Genomic DNA, 19,995 nt, shown 5'->3' on the forward strand with positions numbered 1-19,995 from the left:
CCCGGGCGGCCTTCCGTGCCACGGCTGGTGATCGGGGAGCCGACCAAGACGAAGAGGTTCTCTAGCCGATGCGGCGCCCGTACGCCGATGCTGCGCCGCCAGGCCGACCGCCCGGCTGCGGGGCCTGCGGGAGCGGGGCGTGGACGATGGCGCCCTGGTTGGCGTCGGGGATCAGCCCGTACACGAGGATGCAGGAGGCGTCGATGCGGCCCGGGCTGTCCGGGTCCGTCGGCTGCCACGTCGCCCACTCTCGTTCGAGGTCGGTGAACACGCCCCGGAAGCGAACCTTGTCCTGCACCATCTGCTGCGCGATCGGTTCCGCCCGCAGCAGCTTGCCTTGCTTGGCGCGGACAGGCGCGATGGCGGGCATGAGGACGTTCTGCGGTATCTCCCCCGACCTCTGCAACGCCTCCCACGACGTCTGGATCGCCAGGACACACATGTCCCGGCCGAAGTTCCACTCGACGTAGATGATCGACGCGTTCGTGCGGTGCGCGAGCCGGCACGCGGCGGTGGACCAGTCGGCGGACGACATCGGCGCGGACACGTCGTCGGTGACCCACACGCGGCCGTCGTCGCCGAGGAACCCGCCGATGACGCCGGCGACGTCCCGGCCGCCACCGGACGGGTCGATGGAGACGGCGATCTTCTGCGGCTCCACCGGGGTGGTGGTGTCGCGCAGAAGGCGCAGCAGTTCCTCGGACACGAGCGCTCCTTCACCGGGCTGAGGGTCGCCCTGGTAGAGGGCATGCCAGTCCCGGACGATCGATGTCGCCTTCTTCTGCGCCCACCACGCTTTCAGCCTGGCGACGGCGCGGGTGGGGATCTTCGGGTGCGGCAGCGGCTCCCCGGGTTCACGGCCGAGCGGATCCGGGCCGAACTTGGGGTCGGCGACCGCGGGGAGGTGGATCACCTTCCACCGGCCGCCGTCCTCGAGGCGGCCCTCTTCCTGGATGCGGCGGCCGGCGAAATCATCGGGGTGCCAGCGGGTCTGGATCGCCACCACGGCGCCGCGGTCGGGCTGGAGGCGGGACAGGGCGGCCGACGAGTACCAGTCGTGCAGGGCCCGGCGGGCGGCCTCCGATTCGGCGTCGGCGCGGTCCTTGTGCGGGTCGTCGATGATCAGCAGGTTCACGTCGAAACCGGTGAGGCCCTTACCGACGGACACTGAGCGGCAGCCGCCGCCCGCGGTGACCTCCCAGTCCTGCATCGCCCCCGAGCCGGCCTTCATCCGCAGATCCCACTCGTCGCCGTACTCCTCGACGTAGCCGCGGATCCTCTTGCCGCGCCGCAGCGCCAGGTCGTCGCCGTAGGAGGTGACCGCCACCTTGTCCATCGGGTACATGCACAGCCACCAGAACGGGAACCACTCCGCGACGGTCGTACTGTTGTGCACCACCAGGTCGTCGCTGGTGAACGTGTGGTCGTCCTCGACCGTCAGGCAGCGGCATTCCTGCTCGCCGTTCGGCTCGATCGACACGATGGAGTCCGCCGCGAGTTGCGCGTCGAAGTCCGTGCGGGGCAGCGTGTGCCCGGCGAGGGCGGCAGCGCGCTTCTGGTGAGCGAGGCGGACCAGCTTCCGGAACTTGGCGACGTCGTCCCGCGCAATGACGGCGAGCCTGTACGAGATGTGCTCAGCGTCCTTGTAGGCGCCCTTCTTCAAGCGAATCATCGACCGGATGCCCAGGCGCAGCAGCAGGTGCTGCACGTCCTTCATGAGGTTGAGGGCAACCGAGTACAGCTCGACCGCGACATCCTGGCGGGCGGAGCCGTCGCGGGCCTTGCCGCGCGAGGTGACCACACCGTCGCAGTCCCAGTAGCCGGCAATGAACTCGGCGATGACCTCGGGCGTGCTGGTGAACACGGCCTCGGGCACCCGCTTGGTCCACGAGTTCTTCCCGGCCAGGCCATGTTTCAGCAGCCACGGGCGCGACCCTCCGGAGACGTTCACCCGGCCGCGCTTGGCGCTCGAATCGGCCGCCTGGAAGCCGAGGGCTTCGCAGCATCGCTGGATCTCGGCGCGCACCCCGGCGTCGAACGTCGTGATCGCGCTGGAGAACTGGCCGTCGCCGCGACCGGGGTTGATGTACGACACGCTGCCGTCACCGACGAAGTACCCCATCAGGCGGGCTTCCTCGGGCAGTAGCTCGCTCGTAGCCCGGGTCGCAGGGCGCGGAACGGTGGCGAGCGACTGGCCGACCACCAGGTCGCCAGCGTTCACCCAGCCTTCGGGCGTCAGGAACGGGTGGTCGAGCGCTGCGACGGTCTCCCTGCCACCGTGCGTCGTGATCCGGACGGTCGGCAGAGCGCCTTGCCGGTGCACGGCGGAGACGCGTCGGGGGCGGCTCGTGTGGGTGATGACCTCCTCTCCGACCTCGATCTCGTCTATCCGCTTCCGTGACCCGTCGCCCATGAGAATCATGGACCCAGCATAGACCGGCTTGCCTACCTGGGGCGGGGTGAGGATCAGCAGGCGGTCGTACTCACCCCGGCCCACGGCGGCAAGGGCTTCGCCGATGAGCTTCAGGTGCGGGCGCATCCGGAACCGCCGGTCGAGGCCGCGAGCGAGCGTCACCGGGTCCCGCAGCAGGTCCGCGCTCATGGCCCGGCGCGCTGCCTCCAGCTGCCGGTAGACCTCCGCGTCGTCCAGGTGCTCCAGCTCGTCCACGGCCACCGTCACCGTCTAAGCCTCCTCGTCCTCGTCGTCGCTACCGTCCACGGCCTTGATCCGCTGGTTCACCGACGCCGCCAGCTCGCCGAGGCGGGACCGCCGCTGCTCCGGGGACATCTCCGCGAAGTCGGCGAAGTGCTGCGCCAGCGCGGTAGTGCCCTCGCTGGTGACGGCGATCGTCTCCGTGGGGTCGCCGAACAGGACGCGCCGGTGCCGCATGGCGACGTCCATGAGCCGGATGAAGTCGCCGGCGGACAGCTCCTCGGCTCGGAGTGTCTGGAGCCGCTGCGCCAGCTTGCCGACCGCCGCGCCGAGGATCTTCGCGTCGTTCTCGGCGGCCTTGCGTCGCTCCTCCAGCCACATCGCCTCGTACTGCCGGTCTAGGTGCCGGTCGTATGCCTCGACACGCTCCCGCCACCGGTACTGGGCGGCCAGGTTCCTCACGTGCCCGTACGCGAGTGTCAGCCTTTGCGCGGCTTCGGTCAGGGTGCGGGTCCTACCGAGGTCCCTGTACGTAGCGAACTGTCCGTGTTTGTGGGGGGTCTCGTTGGGGTGACGTTCCCACGGGTCCAGTTCGGGGTTCAGGGTGATGGGTGGGCGGGTGCTCATGCGGGTTCGCTGGGGACGTGGTTGGGGCCGGAGAGGTACTCACCTGCCAGGCGTTCGAGGAGGCGCCAGCCCTGGCCCTGCTCTATCTCGCCGCGTCCTTCTGCCGCGCTGATGGCTTTGGCGATGGTGACGGCGGCGGGGGCGGGGAGGCTGCGGGAGGCGAGGACGGTCTCGAGGCCGACCTGTCCTGTGTGCCGGGGGGTGCCGTCGGGGGTGGTGTAGCCGGCTTGGAGTTCGTCGAGGTGGTTCTCGACGATGGCGAGGATGGCGTGGAGGGCGGTGGCGACGTTGCCGACTTTGTGGGCGGCGTGTGTGGAGGCGAGCGTGTCGAGGGTCTGTTCGTAGTCGGCGCGTGCGGCGAGCCAGCTTTCGTTCTGGCCGACGCGGGCCTGGTCGAAGGCTTCGCGGGCTGCTTCGAGCTCGGCGGGCAGGAAGATCAGGCTCACGGTGGCGAAGTCGAGGTTGGCTTCGGAGAGGCCTTCGGGGCTGACTTCGGCGAGGAGGCTGAGCTGTTCGTCGTCGAGACCGGAGTAGGCGCGCCAGTCGACGTCGTCGAGCTCGTCGTACAGCTGCTTGAGGGTGGCGGGGTCGTCCTGGCCGGCGATGGCGTTGTGCGACAGCTGGATCGCGACGAGCTGCTGCTTGGTGAGCTGCTCCTCGATGAGCATGCAGTCGATCTCGTCGAGCCCGGCCTCTACCGCTGCCATGGTGCGGTGGTTGCCGGACAGGATCAGCTCTTGGCCGTCGGCGTGCTCGCCGCCGGAGTAGATCAGGGGCGTGGAGGTGAGGCAGCCGTCGCGGCGGATGTTCTCCACCAGCCGGTCGTACTCCTCCTTGCGCATGTAGCGGGCGTTGACTTCGAGGCGGGTGAGGGCCCGCGGGTCGCGGCGGACCAGCTTGGGGCGGAAAAGGGGCGTGGTCGTGTCGATCGTCATCGCATGTCCTTGCCGTGCTTGCGCTTCCACAGGGCGAGCGCTTCGTCGAGGTCGTACTGACCGAGGGGGCCGCCGTACTGGAGCTGGTAGCGGTGGATGCCGTCGCCGGGGTCTTTGCTGCTGGCCTCGGTACGTTTGTGGAGCTTCACGCCGGGGATGCCGCGCCCGTATTTCGCCGAGTTGGGCCGGTCGGTGAACGCGGTCGTCGCCCAGCCGTCGATCCGCTTCGACAAGGAGCGCTGGATCAGGAGCTGGGCTTCCTTCGTGGACGCGGCCATGACGATGAGCTTCGACAGGCGCCGGTACCGGGTCCACGAGACGGGGAAGTCGGACATCAGGTAGGCGGTGTTCGGGTCGAACTTGGGCGGCAGGTAGGCGAACGCGCCGATGAGCCTGCCGTCGACGGCGACGCCGCACGCGATGAGCGGCGAGCCGGGTTTGATCGTCTTCGACATGAACTGGGAGCGGATTCCGGCGAACTGGCCGCCGGTGAGGATGTGGACCGTCATGCGGTCGCCGAGTTCCTCGTCCTTGCCGATCTTCGGCATGGGGATCGCCTCGACGGGCTGCCGGGGCCGAACGATGCGGCGCGGCCCGGCCGCCGCGTACACGTAGATGGGGAGGCCGCGGTTCGCGGTCTGGACGACGCCAGCGAGGCGGTCCCGCAGTTCGGGGCGTTGAATGTGCAGGCCGAGGACCCAGTTCGGCCGGTCCTGGACCTGTTCGATGATGCGTTCCTTGCCGTCCTCGGTGAGCTCGTCGAACGACGGCTCAGGCCAGTGGAACGCGGCGTCGATGGTCGCGAACTGGGCCTGGTAGTCCTTCGCGTAGAACGGCGGGAACATCACGACTGGGGCGTCCTGGGGCACCTCGTGTTCGAGGTAGTCGCGGACGTCGCCGGCGAAGAACGAGCCGAGGCTGGTTTCCAGGCTGCGCAGCTTGGTGGCGGTCTTGTCGTGCATCCGCTCCCACTGGTCGCGGGTCGCGTCCATCATCCGCCGGTAGTAGGTGCCTTCCTTGCCGACGTACTGGAGGAAGCGGGTGCCGAGCATGAGGGTGGCGAGGAGGTCCGTGCGGTCCTCGAGGTAGGGCTTGAGCCAGCCGAGGGACTCCTCGTACTCGTCGCGCAGGGTGTAGTTGAGGTCGTCGCCGGCGAGGTACCAGCCGAGGGCGCACGAGTAGGCCTGGATGTCGTTGCCGTGGACGCGGCGCTCGTTGCCGAACCGGGCGTGCAGCACCCGCTCGATGGTGAAGTTCCCGGAGCAGCCGACGTAGATGTCCTCCCCGGGCCAGGTCCCGGCGTGCTCGTAGATGATCGAGCGCAGGGGCGCGGGTATCGAGCCGTGGAACATAGGGGCCGCTCCTTGGTCATCCGTCTGAGGCGGGCGGAGATGGTAGCCGACCTGCGGCTTTCTCCCGGTTCCAAGAATCGGCGGGCATGCGGAAGGCCCCCGCCCTGGGGTGGGCGGAGGCCTTCACGGGTGGAGCGGTGGAGCGCCGGCCACGAGTTGAACGTGGTCCTACCCCCTGGAAGAGGGCCGTGCGACGGTTACACCTCCGGCGCGTGGGCTGATCGCGCCGCTGCTCGAAACGATCAGCCGAGTCGGATAGTACATGCCGTGTGCGGACCTTCGGAGGAGGTAGGCGGGGCGGTATTCCGGCTGGTAGGGGCCGTGGTTCCGTCTGTGGCCGCCTCGTTGCCGGGGCTTGGGGTGGTGGAGGGCTCGGGGGGTTGAGGGGCTTAGACGGGCGTGAGGCCGGGGAACAGTTCGAGCTGCTCCGCGGTACGGTCCTCGGCCTGCGGGCAGGGCTTCGGCTGCTGTTCGAGGTGTTCGGCGACCGTCCATTGCCACCAGGCGGCGGGGGCCTTCCGGGGCTGGCCGGACAGGATGAGGCGGTCGGCGCGGACGTCGTGCACGGTGCCGTCGCACATCAGCCACACCTCGCACTTGGGCAGGCCCGGCCGGGTGATCATGGCGAGACGGTGGATGTCGCCCCAGCCGGGGTGCAGCCCGCCGGGCTTGACCCACGTCCACGTTCCGGGCTGGATGTCTCCGGGCCCGGCCGGGGTGTGCTCGTAGGCCGGCTCCTGCCACTTCGGGCGGCGCGGCTTCTTCGGGTAGTAGTGGCTCGGCGGGTAGTGCGGGTGGGCCTCGCGGTAGGCGTGCAGGTCGGCGGCCTGGCGGCGGATGACGTCGGCGGGGGTGTAGCAGCTGGGGCCGGCGTGCCAGTTCCTCGGGCCGCGCTTCTCCCAGTACGAGGGACTGCCGCAGCTGCATCGATTCTCCGTCAGATGCTCGGCGGCCGTCTCGCACGGCCAGGCCGTGCCGCACGTCCTGCACTTCCAGTCGGTTTCGGGGCCGCGGGGAAGGTGGGAGTCGGGGAGGCGGATGAGGCGCGGCTTCCAGTCCATGTGTGGCGGCCTTTCTCGGTGTGGTCGGGGCGGGGTGGGCGGCGGGGGCGGAGCCCGGTAGGACAGCTGTGAGGCCGGGGAACGTTGCCTGTTCCCCGGCCTCACAGATGGCAGGTGTGGTCAGCCGACGGGCTCGAGGGCGGCCGCCGCGCAGGTGGCGCACGGCTCGTCGGGGGTGCAGGCCTTGTGGGGCTGGGCGCGCTGTTCGGCGCAGTGGACGCATGCGGTGGGGTGCAGGGCCGTACACGGCCAGCACTGCGTCAGGGCGTACTTGGCGTAGGTCAGCGCTTGGGGCTCGCTCTCGAATCGGGCGGCGTTCTCGGGGTTGCAGTCACATCGGTGGTGGAGCACACCGACTTGGGTGGTGTGCAGGCTGACCGTGGGGTGGTCGACGATCTCGTAGGGCTCGCCGCCGTCGATGTCGAGCACTAGGTGCCGCTCGGGGCCGCCTTCTGTGCCGGGGAGGGTGCTGGCGAGGACGCCGATCGCGTTCGGGGCGAGGACGAGGGTGACGCTGGCGGTGACCTCCATCGTGAACGGGGGGATGGGCTCCAGGCCGAGGACGTTCACGCGCTGCCGGGCGATCTCGGCCGCTTCTTTGCGGCGCCGCCGGGCGATCTCCTGGAAGGCGAGGCCGGTCGCGACGCGTCGGGAGGGGCCGGTGCCCCACACTCGCCGGTTGCCGTCGACGTCTCGCACCTCCCACTCGCCGCGGGTCCGGTAGACGGCCATCTCCCAGTTGGTGACGTTGGTGTGGGCCGGGGTGTCGTCGGGCCATGTACCGGGGGCGGTGAACAGGTAGCCGTGGCGGGCGAACGGCAGGTGGGGGGCGAAGCGGTCGGGGCCGTACGCGGTGAAGACGACGTCGGTCATGGTGTTCCGTTCGGGTGCGCTGGTCGGGGGTGAGGGGTGCGGCCGGGGAACGTTGCCTGTTCCCCGGCCTGCCGGTCGGATGGCGGTCAGCTCTGTGCCGTCGGCTGCTCGCCGGTCGTCTGCGGTGCGGTGAGGACGTGGACGGCGGACTTGGTGCCTTCCGGGCGGGGGCCGTAGCAGAGGTACTCGCCCCACTCGTCGTTCACGCTCTTGCCGGTCCTGTCCCAGATGAGCAGTCGGCTGCACTGGGTGCAGGTTCCGGCGTCCTCCCCCGGTGTGCCGTGCGGCGGAGCGGTGGCGGCCGGGGCGGTGTCCTGCGGCTGGTCCTTGTCGGGGTCCGCGGGGAGTTCGGCGCGGTAGGTGTGGGGCTGCTGCGGGTCTTCCTGCCATCCGGCCTTGAGGAGCGGGCGGCCGGTGCTGGCGAAGTCGAGCATGTCGAGGAGCGTGTCCCGGACGTCGTTGAGGACGGGGCGGCTGAGCTTGTCGGCCGTGGCCGCGTCGAGGGAGCGCCAGATCGTGCCGTCGGTGTCGTGCACGGCGGTCAGGAGGCTGCTCGTGACGCTGATGGCGGTGGCGGTGGGCAGCTCCTCGCGGATCTGGTGGGCGATGAGGAGCAGGCCACGGTCGATGACCTCACGCCGCTTCTTGCGGGCGTCGCGGTAGGCGTCCTCGAAGTGCTCGGTCCAGAAGGCCTTGCTGGGCATGGGAGACGTCCCTTCGTGGTGTTGGGTGGTCGGTGTGCAGGGCCGGGGGCGTTGCCTGCCCCCGGCCCTCGCGTGTCGCCTAGGAGTTGGCGCGGTCGAAGGTCTGGAGGACCCGCACGGCCTGGTCGACGTTCTCCACGCTGTAGATGCCGATGTCAGGCACGTCGATGTCGCTCATGTTGGCCTCGGGGATGAGCGCGGTCGTGCAGCCGGCGGCGATGGCGGCGCGGGCGGCCTCGTTGATGGCGGGCACGGGCCGCACGCGGCCGTCGAGGCCGAGTTCGCCAATGAACGCGACGTCGGTCATGGCGGTCGGGCTGTAGTGCCCGGCCGCGCCGAGGATCGCGCAGGCAAGGGCGAGGTCGTGCGTGCTGTCGAGGGGGCGGCCGACGACGGTTTCGACCGTGACCGTGACGCGGCCCTCGGGCCAGCTGTAGCCGCCGTTGAGGACGGCTGCGCGGACGCGGTCCATGGTTTCCCGCTCGTAGCTGACGCCGCTGATGGTGAGCCAGTTGGGGCCGGGGCTGACCGTCGCGTGGATGACGGCGGCGGCCTCGCCGGCGGCACGCACCTGGGCTCGGCCTTGGCTCGTGCTGCTCTCGAAGGGCCAGGCGACGCCGAGTCCTCGGTGGTCGGCGTCGACGACCACGCCGGTGCGGTACAGGGCGTCGCCGACCTCGTAGTTCGGGGTGGTGACGTCCTCGAGGATGTCGGCCGGCTGGGCGTCGAGGACGGCGTACCGCAGGTTGAACGGGTTGTCGGCCTGGATGAGGATGCCGTCGTTGATGACGCCGGCTCGGGTGATGGTCATACGGGTCTCTCTCTCGTGGTGGGGCGGTTCCTGGGCGGGCGGCGCGTACCGGGCTCAAGGCCCGTTCACGCCGCCTGCTCAGGGGGCGGCCTGCTGGCCGCCCGGCCGGTCAGAAGTTGCCGAACTCGCAGTACTCGCAGAACACCGCCCGCACCTCGCCCTTGTCGTTGACCAGTGACGTCATCTCCGCCCCGCAGTCGGGGCAGGTGCCGAGGTCCTCGACGACGGGCAGGGGGGTCGTCATGACCGCCGCGGTGGGCAGGTCGGGCGTCACGGGGACGGTGTTGACGGGGCCGCTCGCGATGGTGGTGAGGCGGATGTTCAGCATGGCTTGCGCCTTTCTGTTCAGGTTGGTGTGTTTTGAACTACTTTCATTCTGCCCGAATCAGCTTGCCCTAGCCAGTTTAAACAAGTTGATTCAGTAAAGGAACGGACAAGAAAAACGCAGGTCAGGCCGCTACCTGCTCGCCGTGGATGATGGCTCGGAGCCGGGCCGCGATCCATGTCCCGACCGCCGGGGACACCGCGTTGCCGAACCCGTCCACCTGGTTCCTCGCGCTGCCCCAGACCTTGAAGGTCCCCTTGCGGCCTGCGAAGTCGACGTCGAAGCCGCAGCCCACGCCCACCTCGTTCGCCTTCATCATCCGGAAGTAGCACTCGGCCAGCGGCAGGTCCGCCAGCGATGCCTGCCACTCGGCGACCAGCAGGCCGGTCGTGTCCCGTGCGGTGAGCGTGCCGAGCGGATCGGTCAGCGGGTGCGGCGCGGTCTCGGCCCCCGTGGCCCCGTTCTGCTTGAACCACCCGGCCGCGGTGAGCATGCCCGGGATCTGCTCCGAGGTGACCGTCGGCATCGCCTCCGCGTGCACCGTCGGCGTCGTGTTCTTCCGGAAGGGCACGATCCCGGAGGACACCACCGCGAGCGTCTCCGAACCGACCTGGGTCGGGAGCGGGATGTGCGCGCCGCGCGGTCCGCCCTGGTAGTTGTCGACCGCCAGGAACACCGCCTTCTCATGCGTCGCGGTCACCGTGTCCATCGGCCGCAGGATGTGCTGTCCCTCGCCGTTGTGACGGTGCGCGGCCACGATCGCGCCAGTCGTCAGCAGCGCCGCCTCCTGCTGGCTGGTCTGCGTCGACAGCGGCTGCCACGGGTGGCGTTCGGTGCCGTGTACGCCCTTCGCCGGGAGGAGGACGGCCGGGAACTGGGCGAAGCGCTGGCGGCAGCGCTCGGCGCGGGCCATCGTGCTGTCGGCGAGCGGCGTGTCCCGGTCGCCGATCTTCGTGCCCAGGTCGGACAGGTCGAGGGCGTACAGCGAGGGCGTCATCGGCGGGACGACCTCGCGGCGACAGCTGGGGCACCGGTAGTTGTACTGCTTGCCGTAGCAGACCAGCCCCGACGCCGGGACGCCCGTCTTCCACGACCACACCGCTTCCACCCGCTTGTCGCAGTGACCGCACCAGGACGCCGGCCGGTGGTCGAGGTCGGGCGTGGGCAGCGAGGCGTCCCAAAAGCAGATGTAGAGCCGATCCCGGCTCTGGGGGACGCCGAAGAACTGCGAGTTCAGGTACAGCACCCGGTAGCGGTAGCCCAACTTCTCGAACTCGCCGAGCCACCACCGATACGTCGAGCCATCGCCGATCTTCGCCTTGTTGGGCAGCGCCTTCCCCCACGACTGGAGGCCGGTCGTGCACTCGACGAGGATCAGCCGCGGGTGATGCTGACCGGCGTATTGCAGCACGCACGTCGCCGTCGCCCGGTCCCGCTCCGACCTCGTGACCCGGGACTCGAACTCCGGGTCCTCAAGTTCGAACAGCGCCAGGCCCTCCTCGTAGGCCCTCTGCGTGTTCGCGATCGAGTGGTTAACGCAGCTCACGCCCGCAGTCAGCAGGTCAACCCCGGGAAGGTCTCTCGCCGAGTGGTAGTCGGACGCTTCGGGGTCGACGAGGTCGGCGATCCAGTGTTCGGCCGTCGGGTGGTTCGTCTCGTGGATCCGCACCTTGTACTCGTTGTGGTTCGCGGCCATGATCGTGTCGAACCCGGCGTCCTCGATGCCCTTGGTGAGTCCGCCGAAGCCGCTGAACAGATCACACGCCGTGAGGCTGTCGTGCTGGAAGCGGCGCTGCCTCCTCGCCGGCCGGTGGGCCGCAATGCGGAACTTCTTCTTCTTGGACGCGGTGGCCACGTCTTCTCTCCTTGCGGTCATGCCGAGCGCCGCCCCGGCCGGGGCGGCGCTGGTGGTGCGTGGGGTACTGATCTCATTCTTTCCGAATCAGGTTGTCCTAGCCAGTTTTGACAACCTGATTCGGCAAAAGAACTTCTAAGAAAGCCGCAGGTCAGACGGCCTCGGGCTGGAACGGGATCTGCGGAGTCAGGTCGTCACCGACCACGTACCAGCACCAGTCCAACCCGCCGATGGCGTACCTGCCGTCGGCGTTCGGCTGGAGGATCTCGGTCGCCTTCTCGTTCCGCCCGCCCCCGATGTACATCCAGGAGATGACCAGCACGACCGCCTGCGCCTTCCGTTCGACCATGCCGTCCAAGACGTGCACCGTGTCGATTGAGCCGTGCCCGAACCGGGCGGCGTCCGCCTGGGTGTCGGCCGCGATCCGCCGGACGGTGTCGAGGTCGAACCAGGGCTTCACGAACCCGTCCCGCTGAACGGCCGGGTCCACCAACGCCGGATAGCGGTACACGTCGTTCGCGCACACCATGACGTCGACCATCGTGCTCAGCGGGCGCGCGGCCGGGACCGGTACGGGCCCGTCGAGCGTGACGGCCGCCGCCCGAAGGAGGTCGAGGCGGTACGCCGGCCGCCCGTTGCGGTCGGGCAGCTCAGTGCACAGCGGACGCCAGACGTCCTGGGTGTTGTCGTCCAGGTAAGCAGTCCACCCGCTCATGTCGTGGATGCCGTTCCCGGCCTCGGTCAAGCCGACCGTCTCGGTGAACGTGCGCTCGTCGCCGGCCAACGTCCAGTACCGGCCGTTGGGGAACAGTGAGCCATCCGCGCCTTCGACGAGTTCGACCGCCGCCGCGTCGAACGGGGCGTCGGGCTTGCAGCCGGTCAGGATGTCGCGGACCGCAGCAGCGGTCACCACGACCATGACCCGGCCGAGCTGCTCGTGCGCGCGCTCCGCGTCCTTCAGGGTCGTGTCGGTGGCCGCGCCGAGCGCGCCGCTGTCGGGGAGACGGTAGGCGGGGCGGGAAGGGGCCTGGTCGCTCATGTGGCTTCCTCGTTTCGTGTGGGTGGGGGGTCAGTGGGCGGCCGGGGCGGGGAAGGTGATCCGGTAGAGGCGTGCGGACTCCTCGTCCGGGACGTGCTCCCATCCGGCCGCTTCCAGGTCGGCGGAGTCCGCGTCGTCCAGGGCGTCGCGCAGGATCCGGTCAGCCGCGCCGAGCGTCTCGGTGTCGAACGGGCCGGTGTCGTCGGCCGTGTCGAGCTCGGTGTCGCCGGCGTAGACCTCGCAGACGCGGGCGAGGTCGGTCAGGTCGACCAGGGCCGATGTCGCCTCGGGGGCCAGGGTGCGCAGGGTCTGGCCAGCCCTCTCGGTGGCGATGGCCAGTGGCGTCTTCGGCTGGGCGCCGCGGGTCAGGCCGCACAGGCACTCGGTCTCGTGCCAGTACTGGTCCCGGCCGCAGACACACCACCAGCTGGTGTAACTCCAGCACCACGACCAGGCGCCGACCGCGTACCGGCCTTCGTCGTCGGGTGCGTAGACGCCGCCGGCCTGCTCGCCGGGCTCGACGTCGTCCCAGCACTGCCAGTCCATGACGAACACGACCGCGCGGTACTCGCCCTCACCGGCGGGTTCGGTTGCGTCGACCTCGGCTCCGGGCTGGGCCTTGAGGATGCTCGCCGCCCGGTCGGGATTCTGGTCGACCAGCTCCCAGCGGACGTGGGCGCTGATCCGCCGGGGGTGCCCGTCGCGGTCCAGGCCGCCGTCGATGACGTGGACGCTGCTCGGGCTGTCGGCGCGGCCCTCGAGGACGTGGATCGTCGGGATGGCGGTGTAGCCGCACTCCTCTTCGGCCATCTCGATCGTGCGGGCGGACATCCTCTTGACGGTGTCGAGGGTGAAGTGGGGGGCGAGGAACCCGTTCCACAGGTTCGCCGGGTCCAGCTTCGCGTCGTACGGCCCGAAGGTGTCGTCGATGCATACGCGGGTCTCGATCATGTTCTTCCTTCCGGAGATGGGTCCGGCCGGGACCCTCGCGGGTCCCGGCCGGGTGATGGTGCGGTGGGCTGCTCAGTCGGTGTTCTGCACCGGGTTGGTCGCCGTCGTGTGGTCGTGCCCGGTCTGCTCGCGGTCGTACGCCATGCCTTCGGCGCAGGTGGCGAGGTGTCCGGCCCAGTCCTTCTGCGGGCCGTCGGGGATGACCCGGTACACGAAGCAGCGGTGGCCGCAGAACTTGCAGTAGGCGCCGGCCATGGCGTCCTCCTCGTAGGGCGTCGGTGCGGCGGTCAGAAGAGGGCGGGCGGCGGCGTCGCCGACCTGGCGCCGAGTTCGGGGATCTCCTCTCCGGTCTGCTCCAGCCACCACTTCGCGAAGAACTCCCGGTGGCACCAGTCGTTCGGGGGCTTCAGCCGGTCGTAGCGGTCGAAGCAGAGCAGGACCAGGCGGGCGGCGCCGGTGCGGGCGGCAAGGCCGGCGAGCTCGGCGTGGATGCGGTGGATGCCTTGGCCGTTCAGCAGGCGCCGGTAGCTGAACTCGTACGCGTCCTTCGGGAGGTTCTGCGCGAGCAGCTCCCGCGTCGGCGTGATCAGCCGGGCGTGGCCGGCGAGCTCGTAGGCGAGCGGGAAGCGCGGGTGTCCCGCGGTGGTGCGGATCGGAGCGCCCATCGGGGGCGTGAACTCCTGGTAGGTGCAGGTGGCGAGATCCATTCCCGTCCTTTCCGGGGGGATTGGTTGTCAGGGGCCGCTGGAGCGGCCCCTGTGGTGGGTTAGCCGTTGCAGATACAGGTGGCCCTGTTGAAGGGCCCTGTGCCGTAGACCTGGTTCGCGGTGTTCAGGACCCTGGAGAAGGTCTGGCAGAGATCCGAGTTGTCGTCCTCCCTCTGTTGGGTGGTGAGGGTTTCCCAGAGCCAGGGGAGGAAGGATTCCGCCTCCTGGCGGTTGAGGAGGAGGAGGTTCCTGTTGTGGATCCTCTTGTAGTCCCCGGATTCCAGGATGTTGGTGAGGGCCTGGAGGAGAAGCCCCTTGGGGTCCTCCCCCTGGGTGGTGATGGTGTTCCGGAGCCAGGGGAGGATGAGTTCCCTTTCCTCCTGGGCGAGAAGGAAGAAGTCCCCGTTGTTGATGCCCTGGATGAGGTCCTGGGTTTCCATGGCCTTTGCCTTTCCTGACAGGTGGTGGTTTGTTGCGCTTCTCTCATTCTTTCCGAATCGGCTTACCCTAGCCAGTTTAGACAATCTGATTCAGTAAAGAAGCGGCAAAGAAACGCGGGTCAGGTGAGGGCGAACAGGTCCAGCTGCCGGGGCTGCCTCTGGTGCCAGCCGTGGGTGGGCAGCGGCCCTCCCTCCTCGGCGTCGACGACGAGGAGGACGGTGCGCACGCTGGTCCCGGACGGCGCGAACGACTCGTCGGGCAGCGGCGCCCAGGTGCCTTCCGCAAGGGAGATCAGCTCACGGAACTCGACGGTCGCGCGGTCGCTGTGCCACATCACTGACTCGGGCAGGACCGCGACGAGCGTGCCGTTGTCGTCGAGGAACCCGAGCGCGTGCTTCACGTGCTGCACGCCGGCCGCGAACGGCGGGTTCATCAGCACTCTGCGATAGCCGTGCGGGCAGTCGAGCGGGTCCAGGTCGAGGAAGTCCCCCTGGACGACGCGGCGGGCGGCGCCCTGCTCCCGGAGGACGCGGACGCGCCGCTCGTCGATCTCCACGCAGTCGACGACGCCGCCCAGCTCGGCGGCCGGGCCGACGATCGAGCCGGTTCCGGCCGAGGGCTCGAGGACGCTCATGCCCTCGCGGACGCCCGCGTGGGCGAGCATCTCGTCGACCACGCGCGTCGGCGTCGGGTACCAGCCCTGCTCGTACCGGCTGGGGAACTCGCGGCTGGCCAGGCACGCCCGCATGTAGTCCTCCACCGGGAACGGGAAGACGTGGGCGCGCACCGCGGTGCGGCCGTCCCACCGGCCGCCGACCTCCTTCAGCGTCTTGTTCACCTGCTCGTACAGGGCGCGATCCAGCTCGAACGGGATCTGCACCCGGTCGCCGGCGATGACCGTACGGGCGTCGGTGAGGACGTCGTAGACGCCGCTTGGAATCTCCATCTCGGTCCTTTCGAGGGGTATGGGTTCGGTCTGCGCGAACGGGGCTTAGGCGGGCTGTGGCCGCCTCGGTGGACGCCGCTTGGGCCGCCCGTGGGCTCCGTTGCGGAGGGTGAGGGTTCGGGCCGCCGCAACGGGGCTGAGACGGGCTTAGGGCCGGCTGTTGACGGGCGTGACCGTGAGGCCGGTGATCTCCGCGCCAGGGAAGGGGGCGCACCGCCCGGGGGCGGTGCGTCGTGGCGGGGAAGGTCAGGCAGCGGCCTCGGCGTCCGGGTTGACGGTCAGGCCGCTGGCGCGGACCTCGGCGACCATCTCGGCCTTCCGCAGGTTCGCCATCGCCTTGGTCGCGATGTCCTGGAGGTGCTTGACCCGGAGGCGGTGACCGCCGATGCCGCCGGGGGTCCCGGCGAGCAGCAGAGCCAGCTCTTCCTCGTCGGCGGCGGCGAGCAGGGAGAGGATCTCTCCGGCCTGGCCCAGCTTGTCGATCTTCCCGACGAGCTTGTTGCGGTCGGCGATGATCCGCTCCCGCTCCTCGTCGGGCAGGTCCAGGGAGCCGGGCAGCGAGTCCTGACCGTTCTCCTTGCGGGTCGCGGCGGCCTCTTCGGACAGGACGAAGAACGATCCCTGCTGCTCCTGCCGCTTCTCCTCCGCGTGCAGGGCCTGCGCGAAGCTCTCGGCGTCCCGGGCCGACTTGAAGTCGCCGCGCACCCACTTCCCCAGGAACTTCACCTGGTTGCCGCCCGCGAGCTTGCCGACGTACCAGGCGAGGCCGACCGGAAGCTGGCCCTTCACCAGGGCCTCGCGGGCCTCCGGGCACAGGTCCAACAGGTCGATCCGCCACTGGACGTACGCCGCGCTCTTGCCGACCAGCTCGGCGACCTCGTCGACCGTGTAGTCGGCCTCGACGAGCTTATGGAAGCTCTTCGCTTCCTCGACCGGGGTCATGTCCGCGCGGCCGACGTTCTCGGCGACGGCCATCGCGAACGTCTCACGGCTCTCGCCGATGCCGTGCATGATGACGGCCTTCATCTGGGTGAGGCCGGCGATCTGGGCGGCCCGCCAGCGGCGCTCGCCCATGATGAGGGTGTACCGCTTCGTGTCCTCGTTGTAGCGGACGTTGATCGGCTGGAGCTGGCCCAGCTTCGCCATGGACTTCGCCAGCTCTTCGAGCGCCGCCTGGTCGAAGTGCTCGCGGGGCTGGCCCGGGTCGCGGTCGATCTTCGCCGTGAGGATGGTGCGCAGCTGGGTGCGGACCTCGTTGGCGGCCTGCGGGGCGGTCGTCTTCGTCTCCGTCTTTCTCGCGGCGGCCGCGGTCTTCTTCGCCGGCGTGCGGCGCGGGGCGCGGCGGGCGGCCTTCTTCTCGGCCGGTGCGTCGTCGTCTCGCGTGCCGAGGCCGTCGGGGGCGGGGCCGGCCGGGGTCGCCGAGGGGTCGACGTGGCTGTCCTCGTGCTCGGTCTCGGTGGTGGCCTCGGTGGTGGCGGTGGCGGTGGCGGTCACAGCGTGTCCCTTCACTGACGGGGTGGGGTGGTTTGAACTACTTTCATTCTTTCCGAATCAACTTGCCCTAGCCAGTTTTAACAAACTGATTCGGCAAAGAAACTTCTAAGAAAACCGCAGGTCAGCAGCCACAGGCGCCGTTCGCGGCGGGCACCTGGAAGCAGCCACCGCAGGTCACCGCGCGGACCGCGGCGGCCTGCGCGCGGTTGGCCGCACGGCCGCGCTCGCGGTTCACGAACTCGACCTGCTCGTTGTACGCGCTCACGCGCTCCGCGCACCGCTGCCGCTCGGTCCACTGCCGCGCGCTGCTCGCGCGGCGCTCGGCGCGCGGCATCGCGGCGTCGGCCGCCAGGGCGGCGCGCAGGCCGGCCTCCATCTCGGTCAGCACGTCGAGCAGCCCCAGGTCGAGCGTCAGCGGCCTGCACGCGGCGGCGATCCGGCCGCCGGCCGCGCGGAGCGCGTTCCGGTCCAGCTCGCCGCGCGTCACCGTCCGCCGGACGTCGACCGCCCACGCGGTCTGCCCGTCGGCGGCCAGCCGCTTGGCCAGGGCGAGCGCGTCGCCGGCCTCACCGATCTCGACGATCAGCTCGATCTCCTCGGTGATGCTTTCGGCGTTCATTGCGCTCTCCTCTGGCCGTGACTGGTGGGGTGGTTTGAACTACTTTCATTCTTTCCGAAACGGCTTGCCCTAGCCAGTTTTAACAAGCCGTTTCGGTAAGAGAATGGAAAAGAAAGCAGGTCAGCGGCTCACACCCGGTAGCCCTTGCGTCTCAGGTCGGCGATCTTGTTGTCGAATCCGTTGCGGTCCGTCGGGTCCGTGGTCGCCAGGAAGCCCAGGCCCTTGCCCGGCTGGGTCACACGCCACCGCGATCCGCGCTTCACCACCTGGGCGCCGTTCTCGCGGAGCTTGGCCACCAGCTCGTTCGTCCTCTTCGTCGCCATGTCCTCGGTCCTTCCTTCGTGCGACGGGGGCCGGCCCGGCGGCGCCGGGCCGGTGGGGGGCTGTCAGGCGGCACAGTAGGAGGCCTGGGCGTCGGACACGTACCGGCCGTTCGCGGCGCGCTCCCCGCCCTCGTCGCGGACGCGGCCGGCCGCCCCGTTCGCTCCGACCTTCTCCTTGGTGTGGTAGTCGACGTAGTCGCTCACGGGGAGGTCGACCGGGGCGGGCCGATTCGGGTGACGCAGGTCGTGCGCTCCGGTCATGGCCAGGTAGTGGTCGTACTCCGTGACCCGGTTGATGGCGACCAGGCAGTCGTCGCACACCCCGTCGCCGTCCATCAGGGCGGGCTTCTCGCCGCACTCCGCGCACGGCACGTACTTGTTGTCGAACGGCGAGTGGTACGCACACAGGTGGCGGCCCTTCCAGGTGTGGATCGCCATGGCCGGCCCCTCGCCCCTGTAGTTGCAGCTGAAGGCGCCCGGTCGGCAGGGGGTGTCGTCGGGGGCGAAGCGCAGACCGGAGGTGATGTAGGGGAGGAGGTTCGTCATGACGTATCCCTTTCTCGGCTGATTGGTGCGTTTTGAACTACTTTCATTCTGTCCGAAACGGCTTGCCCTAGCCAGTTTTAACAATCCAATTTAGCAAAAGGAAGGCAAAGAAAGCTGTTCAGGGGTCTGCGCGTCCGCCTCCAGGGGCGGCAGCTCGGCACGCTCGACACGCCGGCCGGTCGGCAGGTCGGGCTTCGGCTTCGGGTTCTCGGCGTCCGCCCGCAGCTCGGCCACCACCTCCGGGTCGAGCCCGTGCTCGGCGATCTCCTCGCCGGTTGGCACCCAGCCGACCGGCCGCCGCTGGAACGCGGACCGGATGCCGTTCACCCGCGCCCACGCCGCCCGCAGCCGTTCCTCGCGCTCCTCCCACTCGTACAGCCGCCGCGTCGCCGCCCGCAGCTCCTCGCGGTAGCGCCGCCCCTGCGCCTCCTCCTCGCGGGCGACGGCGGCGAGCCGTCTGGCCTGCGCGCCGTACAGCAGCGGGCGCAGCCGCTCGCACTCGTCGTTGTGGGTCATCTCCACCGGCCGGGGCCGCCACCGCTTCCACACGGCCAGGGCGTGGCGGCCGTCCGGGGTGACGCGGACGGCACGCCGGCCGGTGGAGTCCGGCTCACCGACGGCGAGGAACCCGGCGTCGACCAGCGGACCGAGCCGGTGCATCGACGTCACCCGCCCGGGGTGCCCCGGTACGGGCACGATCCGCAGGACGGCGCCGAAGTCCCGGTGCAGTTGTCCGGCGGCCGCGGCGGCGACCAGCTCGGCCTGCCCCGCCGACCAGCCCAGCGCCTCCGCCTGCGCCCGCTCCAGGCGCCGGGCCCTCAGGGGCACCTCCTCGGCTGCGGGCTCGGACTCGGCCGGGGGCAGTGCGCGCGGCCCGTACTCCTCGTGCTGGGGCTCTGCCACGGGGAGGGCCAGCGCCCGTACCTCGGCGGCGATCCGCTCGAATGCGGCCATCGTCGGCTGCTCGTCGTCGCCGCACTCGTCGTACCGGATCATGTCGCGCAGGGGCGAGCACACCGGGGCCTGGGGGTCGTCGGCCCACAGCTGGGCGAGGGCGGGCGGGTCGGCGGGGAGCGCGTTCAGCTCGGCCGCGATCCGCTCGAACGCGGCCCGTGTCGGGCGCCCGTACTTGTCGCATTCCTTGCTGAGGATCATGTGCCGCAGGGGCGAGCAGATCGGGGCCCTGTGGTCGTCGGCCCACAGCCAGGCGAGGACGGCGGGCACGATCGCCGGCCGCCCGGCCGTTTCCTCGCGCGCGGGCTCTTCGGCCGCCACGGGCGCGGCCTCCTCGGCGGGCTCGGCCGCCTCGAGGGCGTCCGCGCTCGCGGGGGGCTCCTCGCGCACGCGGCTGCCGTAGTTCGCGACGCTCACCGTCGGGCGCTTGCGGTCGTGGTAGCGGACGGACACGCGGAACACCCACCCGGCCTCATCGGACAGGCGCTCGATCTCGTCGGCGTGCTCGGCGATCACCTCGTTCGCGTGGCGGGTGAGGACAAGGACGAACGTGCCGATCCGCTCGCCGTTGCGGTAGTCGCCGGTGACGCGGAAGTCGCAGCCCTTGCCCTGGGTGAGGCCGAGGCCGCGCAGGATGCGGGCGATCGAGGCGGAGTGCGGTGCGGCGGCCATTCGGGGCCTTCCTTTCGCGCGGGTTGGGTGGTGGTTGAACTACTCTCATTCTTTCCGAAACGGCTTGCCCTAGCCAGTTTTGGCAAGCCGTTTCGTTAAAAGAACGT

At 69.8% G+C, this 19,995-nt stretch carries 21 protein-coding genes; all 21 read right to left on the reverse strand.

Features of this window, described 5'->3' with window-relative positions; translation table 11 throughout:
• Window positions 1-61: 61 nt before the first annotated feature.
• The 21 genes from ABT300_RS18750 to ABT300_RS18850 all read right to left on the reverse strand — a co-directional run bounded on the left by ABT300_RS18750 (window position 62) and on the right by ABT300_RS18850 (window position 19,888).
• Window positions 62-2,680 (reverse strand): LAGLIDADG family homing endonuclease, encoded by a 2,619-nt coding sequence (locus tag ABT300_RS18750; protein ID WP_351676773.1) that lies wholly within the window; start codon window positions 2,678-2,680, stop codon window positions 62-64.
• Between the two features lie 3 nt (window positions 2,681-2,683).
• On the reverse strand, window positions 2,684-3,280 hold the full coding sequence (locus ABT300_RS18755; protein ID WP_351676776.1) for a hypothetical protein: 597 nt from the start codon (window positions 3,278-3,280) through the stop codon (window positions 2,684-2,686).
• Window positions 3,277-4,215: a ParB N-terminal domain-containing protein gene (locus tag ABT300_RS18760; RefSeq protein WP_351676778.1), complete on the reverse strand. Its 939-nt coding sequence runs from the start codon at window positions 4,213-4,215 to the stop codon at window positions 3,277-3,279. The genes ABT300_RS18755 and ABT300_RS18760 overlap by 4 nt, the downstream gene beginning before the upstream one ends.
• A complete protein-coding gene (locus ABT300_RS18765) occupies window positions 4,212-5,567 on the reverse strand; it encodes a putative antirestriction adenine methyltransferase (RefSeq protein ID WP_351676780.1) in 1,356 nt (451 codons plus the stop codon). The genes ABT300_RS18760 and ABT300_RS18765 overlap by 4 nt, the downstream gene beginning before the upstream one ends.
• Window positions 5,568-5,956: 389 nt before the next feature.
• The gene (locus tag ABT300_RS18770) at window positions 5,957-6,628 is read right to left on the reverse strand and encodes a hypothetical protein (RefSeq protein ID WP_351676783.1); all 672 of its coding nucleotides are present in this window, start codon (window positions 6,626-6,628) and stop codon (window positions 5,957-5,959) included.
• A 120-nt stretch (window positions 6,629-6,748) separates the two neighbouring features.
• A complete protein-coding gene (locus ABT300_RS18775) occupies window positions 6,749-7,501 on the reverse strand; it encodes a hypothetical protein (protein ID WP_351676784.1) in 753 nt (250 codons plus the stop codon).
• Between the two features lie 86 nt (window positions 7,502-7,587).
• Window positions 7,588-8,205, reverse strand: coding sequence for a hypothetical protein (locus tag ABT300_RS18780; protein WP_351676787.1), 618 nt, complete (start codon window positions 8,203-8,205; stop codon window positions 7,588-7,590).
• Between the two features lie 79 nt (window positions 8,206-8,284).
• Complete coding sequence (locus ABT300_RS18785) at window positions 8,285-9,016, reverse strand: magnesium chelatase domain-containing protein (RefSeq protein ID WP_351676789.1); 732 nt, start codon at window positions 9,014-9,016, stop codon at window positions 8,285-8,287.
• A gap of 109 nt (window positions 9,017-9,125) precedes the next feature.
• Entirely contained in the window at window positions 9,126-9,344 is a 219-nt protein-coding gene (locus ABT300_RS18790; protein WP_351676791.1) for a hypothetical protein, read from the reverse strand.
• Window positions 9,345-9,465: 121 nt separating this feature from the next.
• Window positions 9,466-11,196: a DNA cytosine methyltransferase gene (locus ABT300_RS18795; RefSeq protein WP_351676792.1), complete on the reverse strand. Its 1,731-nt coding sequence runs from the start codon at window positions 11,194-11,196 to the stop codon at window positions 9,466-9,468.
• A 151-nt stretch (window positions 11,197-11,347) separates the two neighbouring features.
• Window positions 11,348-12,235, reverse strand: coding sequence for a hypothetical protein (locus ABT300_RS18800; RefSeq protein ID WP_351676793.1), 888 nt, complete (start codon window positions 12,233-12,235; stop codon window positions 11,348-11,350).
• Window positions 12,236-12,265: 30 nt separating this feature from the next.
• Window positions 12,266-13,186, reverse strand: a complete 921-nt coding sequence (locus tag ABT300_RS18805) for a hypothetical protein (RefSeq protein ID WP_351676795.1) — start codon at window positions 13,184-13,186, stop codon at window positions 12,266-12,268.
• Window positions 13,187-13,258: 72 nt separating this feature from the next.
• On the reverse strand, window positions 13,259-13,441 hold the full coding sequence (locus tag ABT300_RS18810; RefSeq protein ID WP_351676797.1) for a hypothetical protein: 183 nt from the start codon (window positions 13,439-13,441) through the stop codon (window positions 13,259-13,261).
• 32 nt (window positions 13,442-13,473) lie between these two features.
• Complete coding sequence (locus ABT300_RS18815) at window positions 13,474-13,893, reverse strand: hypothetical protein (protein ID WP_351676799.1); 420 nt, start codon at window positions 13,891-13,893, stop codon at window positions 13,474-13,476.
• 59 nt (window positions 13,894-13,952) lie between these two features.
• Window positions 13,953-14,333, reverse strand: coding sequence for a hypothetical protein (locus ABT300_RS18820; protein ID WP_351676802.1), 381 nt, complete (start codon window positions 14,331-14,333; stop codon window positions 13,953-13,955).
• 119 nt (window positions 14,334-14,452) lie between these two features.
• A complete protein-coding gene (locus ABT300_RS18825) occupies window positions 14,453-15,280 on the reverse strand; it encodes a class I SAM-dependent methyltransferase (RefSeq protein ID WP_351676805.1) in 828 nt (275 codons plus the stop codon).
• A gap of 246 nt (window positions 15,281-15,526) precedes the next feature.
• Window positions 15,527-16,774, reverse strand: a complete 1,248-nt coding sequence (locus ABT300_RS18830; protein ID WP_351676807.1) for a ParB/RepB/Spo0J family partition protein — start codon at window positions 16,772-16,774, stop codon at window positions 15,527-15,529.
• A gap of 121 nt (window positions 16,775-16,895) precedes the next feature.
• Entirely contained in the window at window positions 16,896-17,393 is a 498-nt protein-coding gene (locus ABT300_RS18835) for a hypothetical protein (RefSeq protein ID WP_351676809.1), read from the reverse strand.
• Window positions 17,394-17,521: 128 nt separating this feature from the next.
• The gene (locus tag ABT300_RS18840) at window positions 17,522-17,716 is read right to left on the reverse strand and encodes a hypothetical protein (RefSeq protein ID WP_351676811.1); all 195 of its coding nucleotides are present in this window, start codon (window positions 17,714-17,716) and stop codon (window positions 17,522-17,524) included.
• Window positions 17,717-17,779: 63 nt separating this feature from the next.
• The gene (locus ABT300_RS18845; RefSeq protein WP_351676813.1) at window positions 17,780-18,262 is read right to left on the reverse strand and encodes a hypothetical protein; all 483 of its coding nucleotides are present in this window, start codon (window positions 18,260-18,262) and stop codon (window positions 17,780-17,782) included.
• A 90-nt stretch (window positions 18,263-18,352) separates the two neighbouring features.
• Window positions 18,353-19,888 (reverse strand): hypothetical protein, encoded by a 1,536-nt coding sequence (locus ABT300_RS18850; protein WP_351676816.1) that lies wholly within the window; start codon window positions 19,886-19,888, stop codon window positions 18,353-18,355.
• Between the last annotated feature and the right edge of the window lie 107 nt (window positions 19,889-19,995).

It is taken from the genome of Streptomyces sp. NPDC001027 (assembly GCF_040299045.1).
In the GTDB taxonomy this organism is placed as follows: Bacteria; Actinomycetota; Actinomycetes; order Streptomycetales; family Streptomycetaceae; genus Streptomyces.

What these genes read in the sequence shown, in the direction of transcription:
- ABT300_RS18755 (WP_351676776.1), bottom strand. Translation starts at nt 3,280, where the DNA reads ATGAGCACCCGCCCACCCATCACCCTGAACCCCGAACTGGACCCGTGG.
- ABT300_RS18760 (WP_351676778.1), bottom strand. Translation starts at nt 4,215, where the DNA reads ATGACGATCGACACGACCACGCCCCTTTTCCGCCCCAAGCTGGTCCGC.
- ABT300_RS18765 (WP_351676780.1), bottom strand. Translation starts at nt 5,567, where the DNA reads ATGTTCCACGGCTCGATACCCGCGCCCCTGCGCTCGATCATCTACGAG.
- ABT300_RS18770 (WP_351676783.1), bottom strand. Translation starts at nt 6,628, where the DNA reads ATGGACTGGAAGCCGCGCCTCATCCGCCTCCCCGACTCCCACCTTCCC.
- ABT300_RS18775 (WP_351676784.1), bottom strand. Translation starts at nt 7,501, where the DNA reads ATGACCGACGTCGTCTTCACCGCGTACGGCCCCGACCGCTTCGCCCCC.
- ABT300_RS18780 (WP_351676787.1), bottom strand. Translation starts at nt 8,205, where the DNA reads ATGCCCAGCAAGGCCTTCTGGACCGAGCACTTCGAGGACGCCTACCGC.
- ABT300_RS18785 (WP_351676789.1), bottom strand. Translation starts at nt 9,016, where the DNA reads ATGACCATCACCCGAGCCGGCGTCATCAACGACGGCATCCTCATCCAG.
- ABT300_RS18790 (WP_351676791.1), bottom strand. Translation starts at nt 9,344, where the DNA reads ATGCTGAACATCCGCCTCACCACCATCGCGAGCGGCCCCGTCAACACC.
- ABT300_RS18800 (WP_351676793.1), bottom strand. Translation starts at nt 12,235, where the DNA reads ATGAGCGACCAGGCCCCTTCCCGCCCCGCCTACCGTCTCCCCGACAGC.
- ABT300_RS18805 (WP_351676795.1), bottom strand. Translation starts at nt 13,186, where the DNA reads ATGATCGAGACCCGCGTATGCATCGACGACACCTTCGGGCCGTACGAC.
- ABT300_RS18810 (WP_351676797.1), bottom strand. Translation starts at nt 13,441, where the DNA reads ATGGCCGGCGCCTACTGCAAGTTCTGCGGCCACCGCTGCTTCGTGTAC.
- ABT300_RS18815 (WP_351676799.1), bottom strand. Translation starts at nt 13,893, where the DNA reads ATGGATCTCGCCACCTGCACCTACCAGGAGTTCACGCCCCCGATGGGC.
- ABT300_RS18820 (WP_351676802.1), bottom strand. Translation starts at nt 14,333, where the DNA reads ATGGAAACCCAGGACCTCATCCAGGGCATCAACAACGGGGACTTCTTC.
- ABT300_RS18825 (WP_351676805.1), bottom strand. Translation starts at nt 15,280, where the DNA reads ATGGAGATTCCAAGCGGCGTCTACGACGTCCTCACCGACGCCCGTACG.
- ABT300_RS18835 (WP_351676809.1), bottom strand. Translation starts at nt 17,393, where the DNA reads ATGAACGCCGAAAGCATCACCGAGGAGATCGAGCTGATCGTCGAGATC.
- ABT300_RS18840 (WP_351676811.1), bottom strand. Translation starts at nt 17,716, where the DNA reads ATGGCGACGAAGAGGACGAACGAGCTGGTGGCCAAGCTCCGCGAGAAC.
- ABT300_RS18845 (WP_351676813.1), bottom strand. Translation starts at nt 18,262, where the DNA reads ATGACGAACCTCCTCCCCTACATCACCTCCGGTCTGCGCTTCGCCCCC.
- ABT300_RS18850 (WP_351676816.1), bottom strand. Translation starts at nt 19,888, where the DNA reads ATGGCCGCCGCACCGCACTCCGCCTCGATCGCCCGCATCCTGCGCGGC.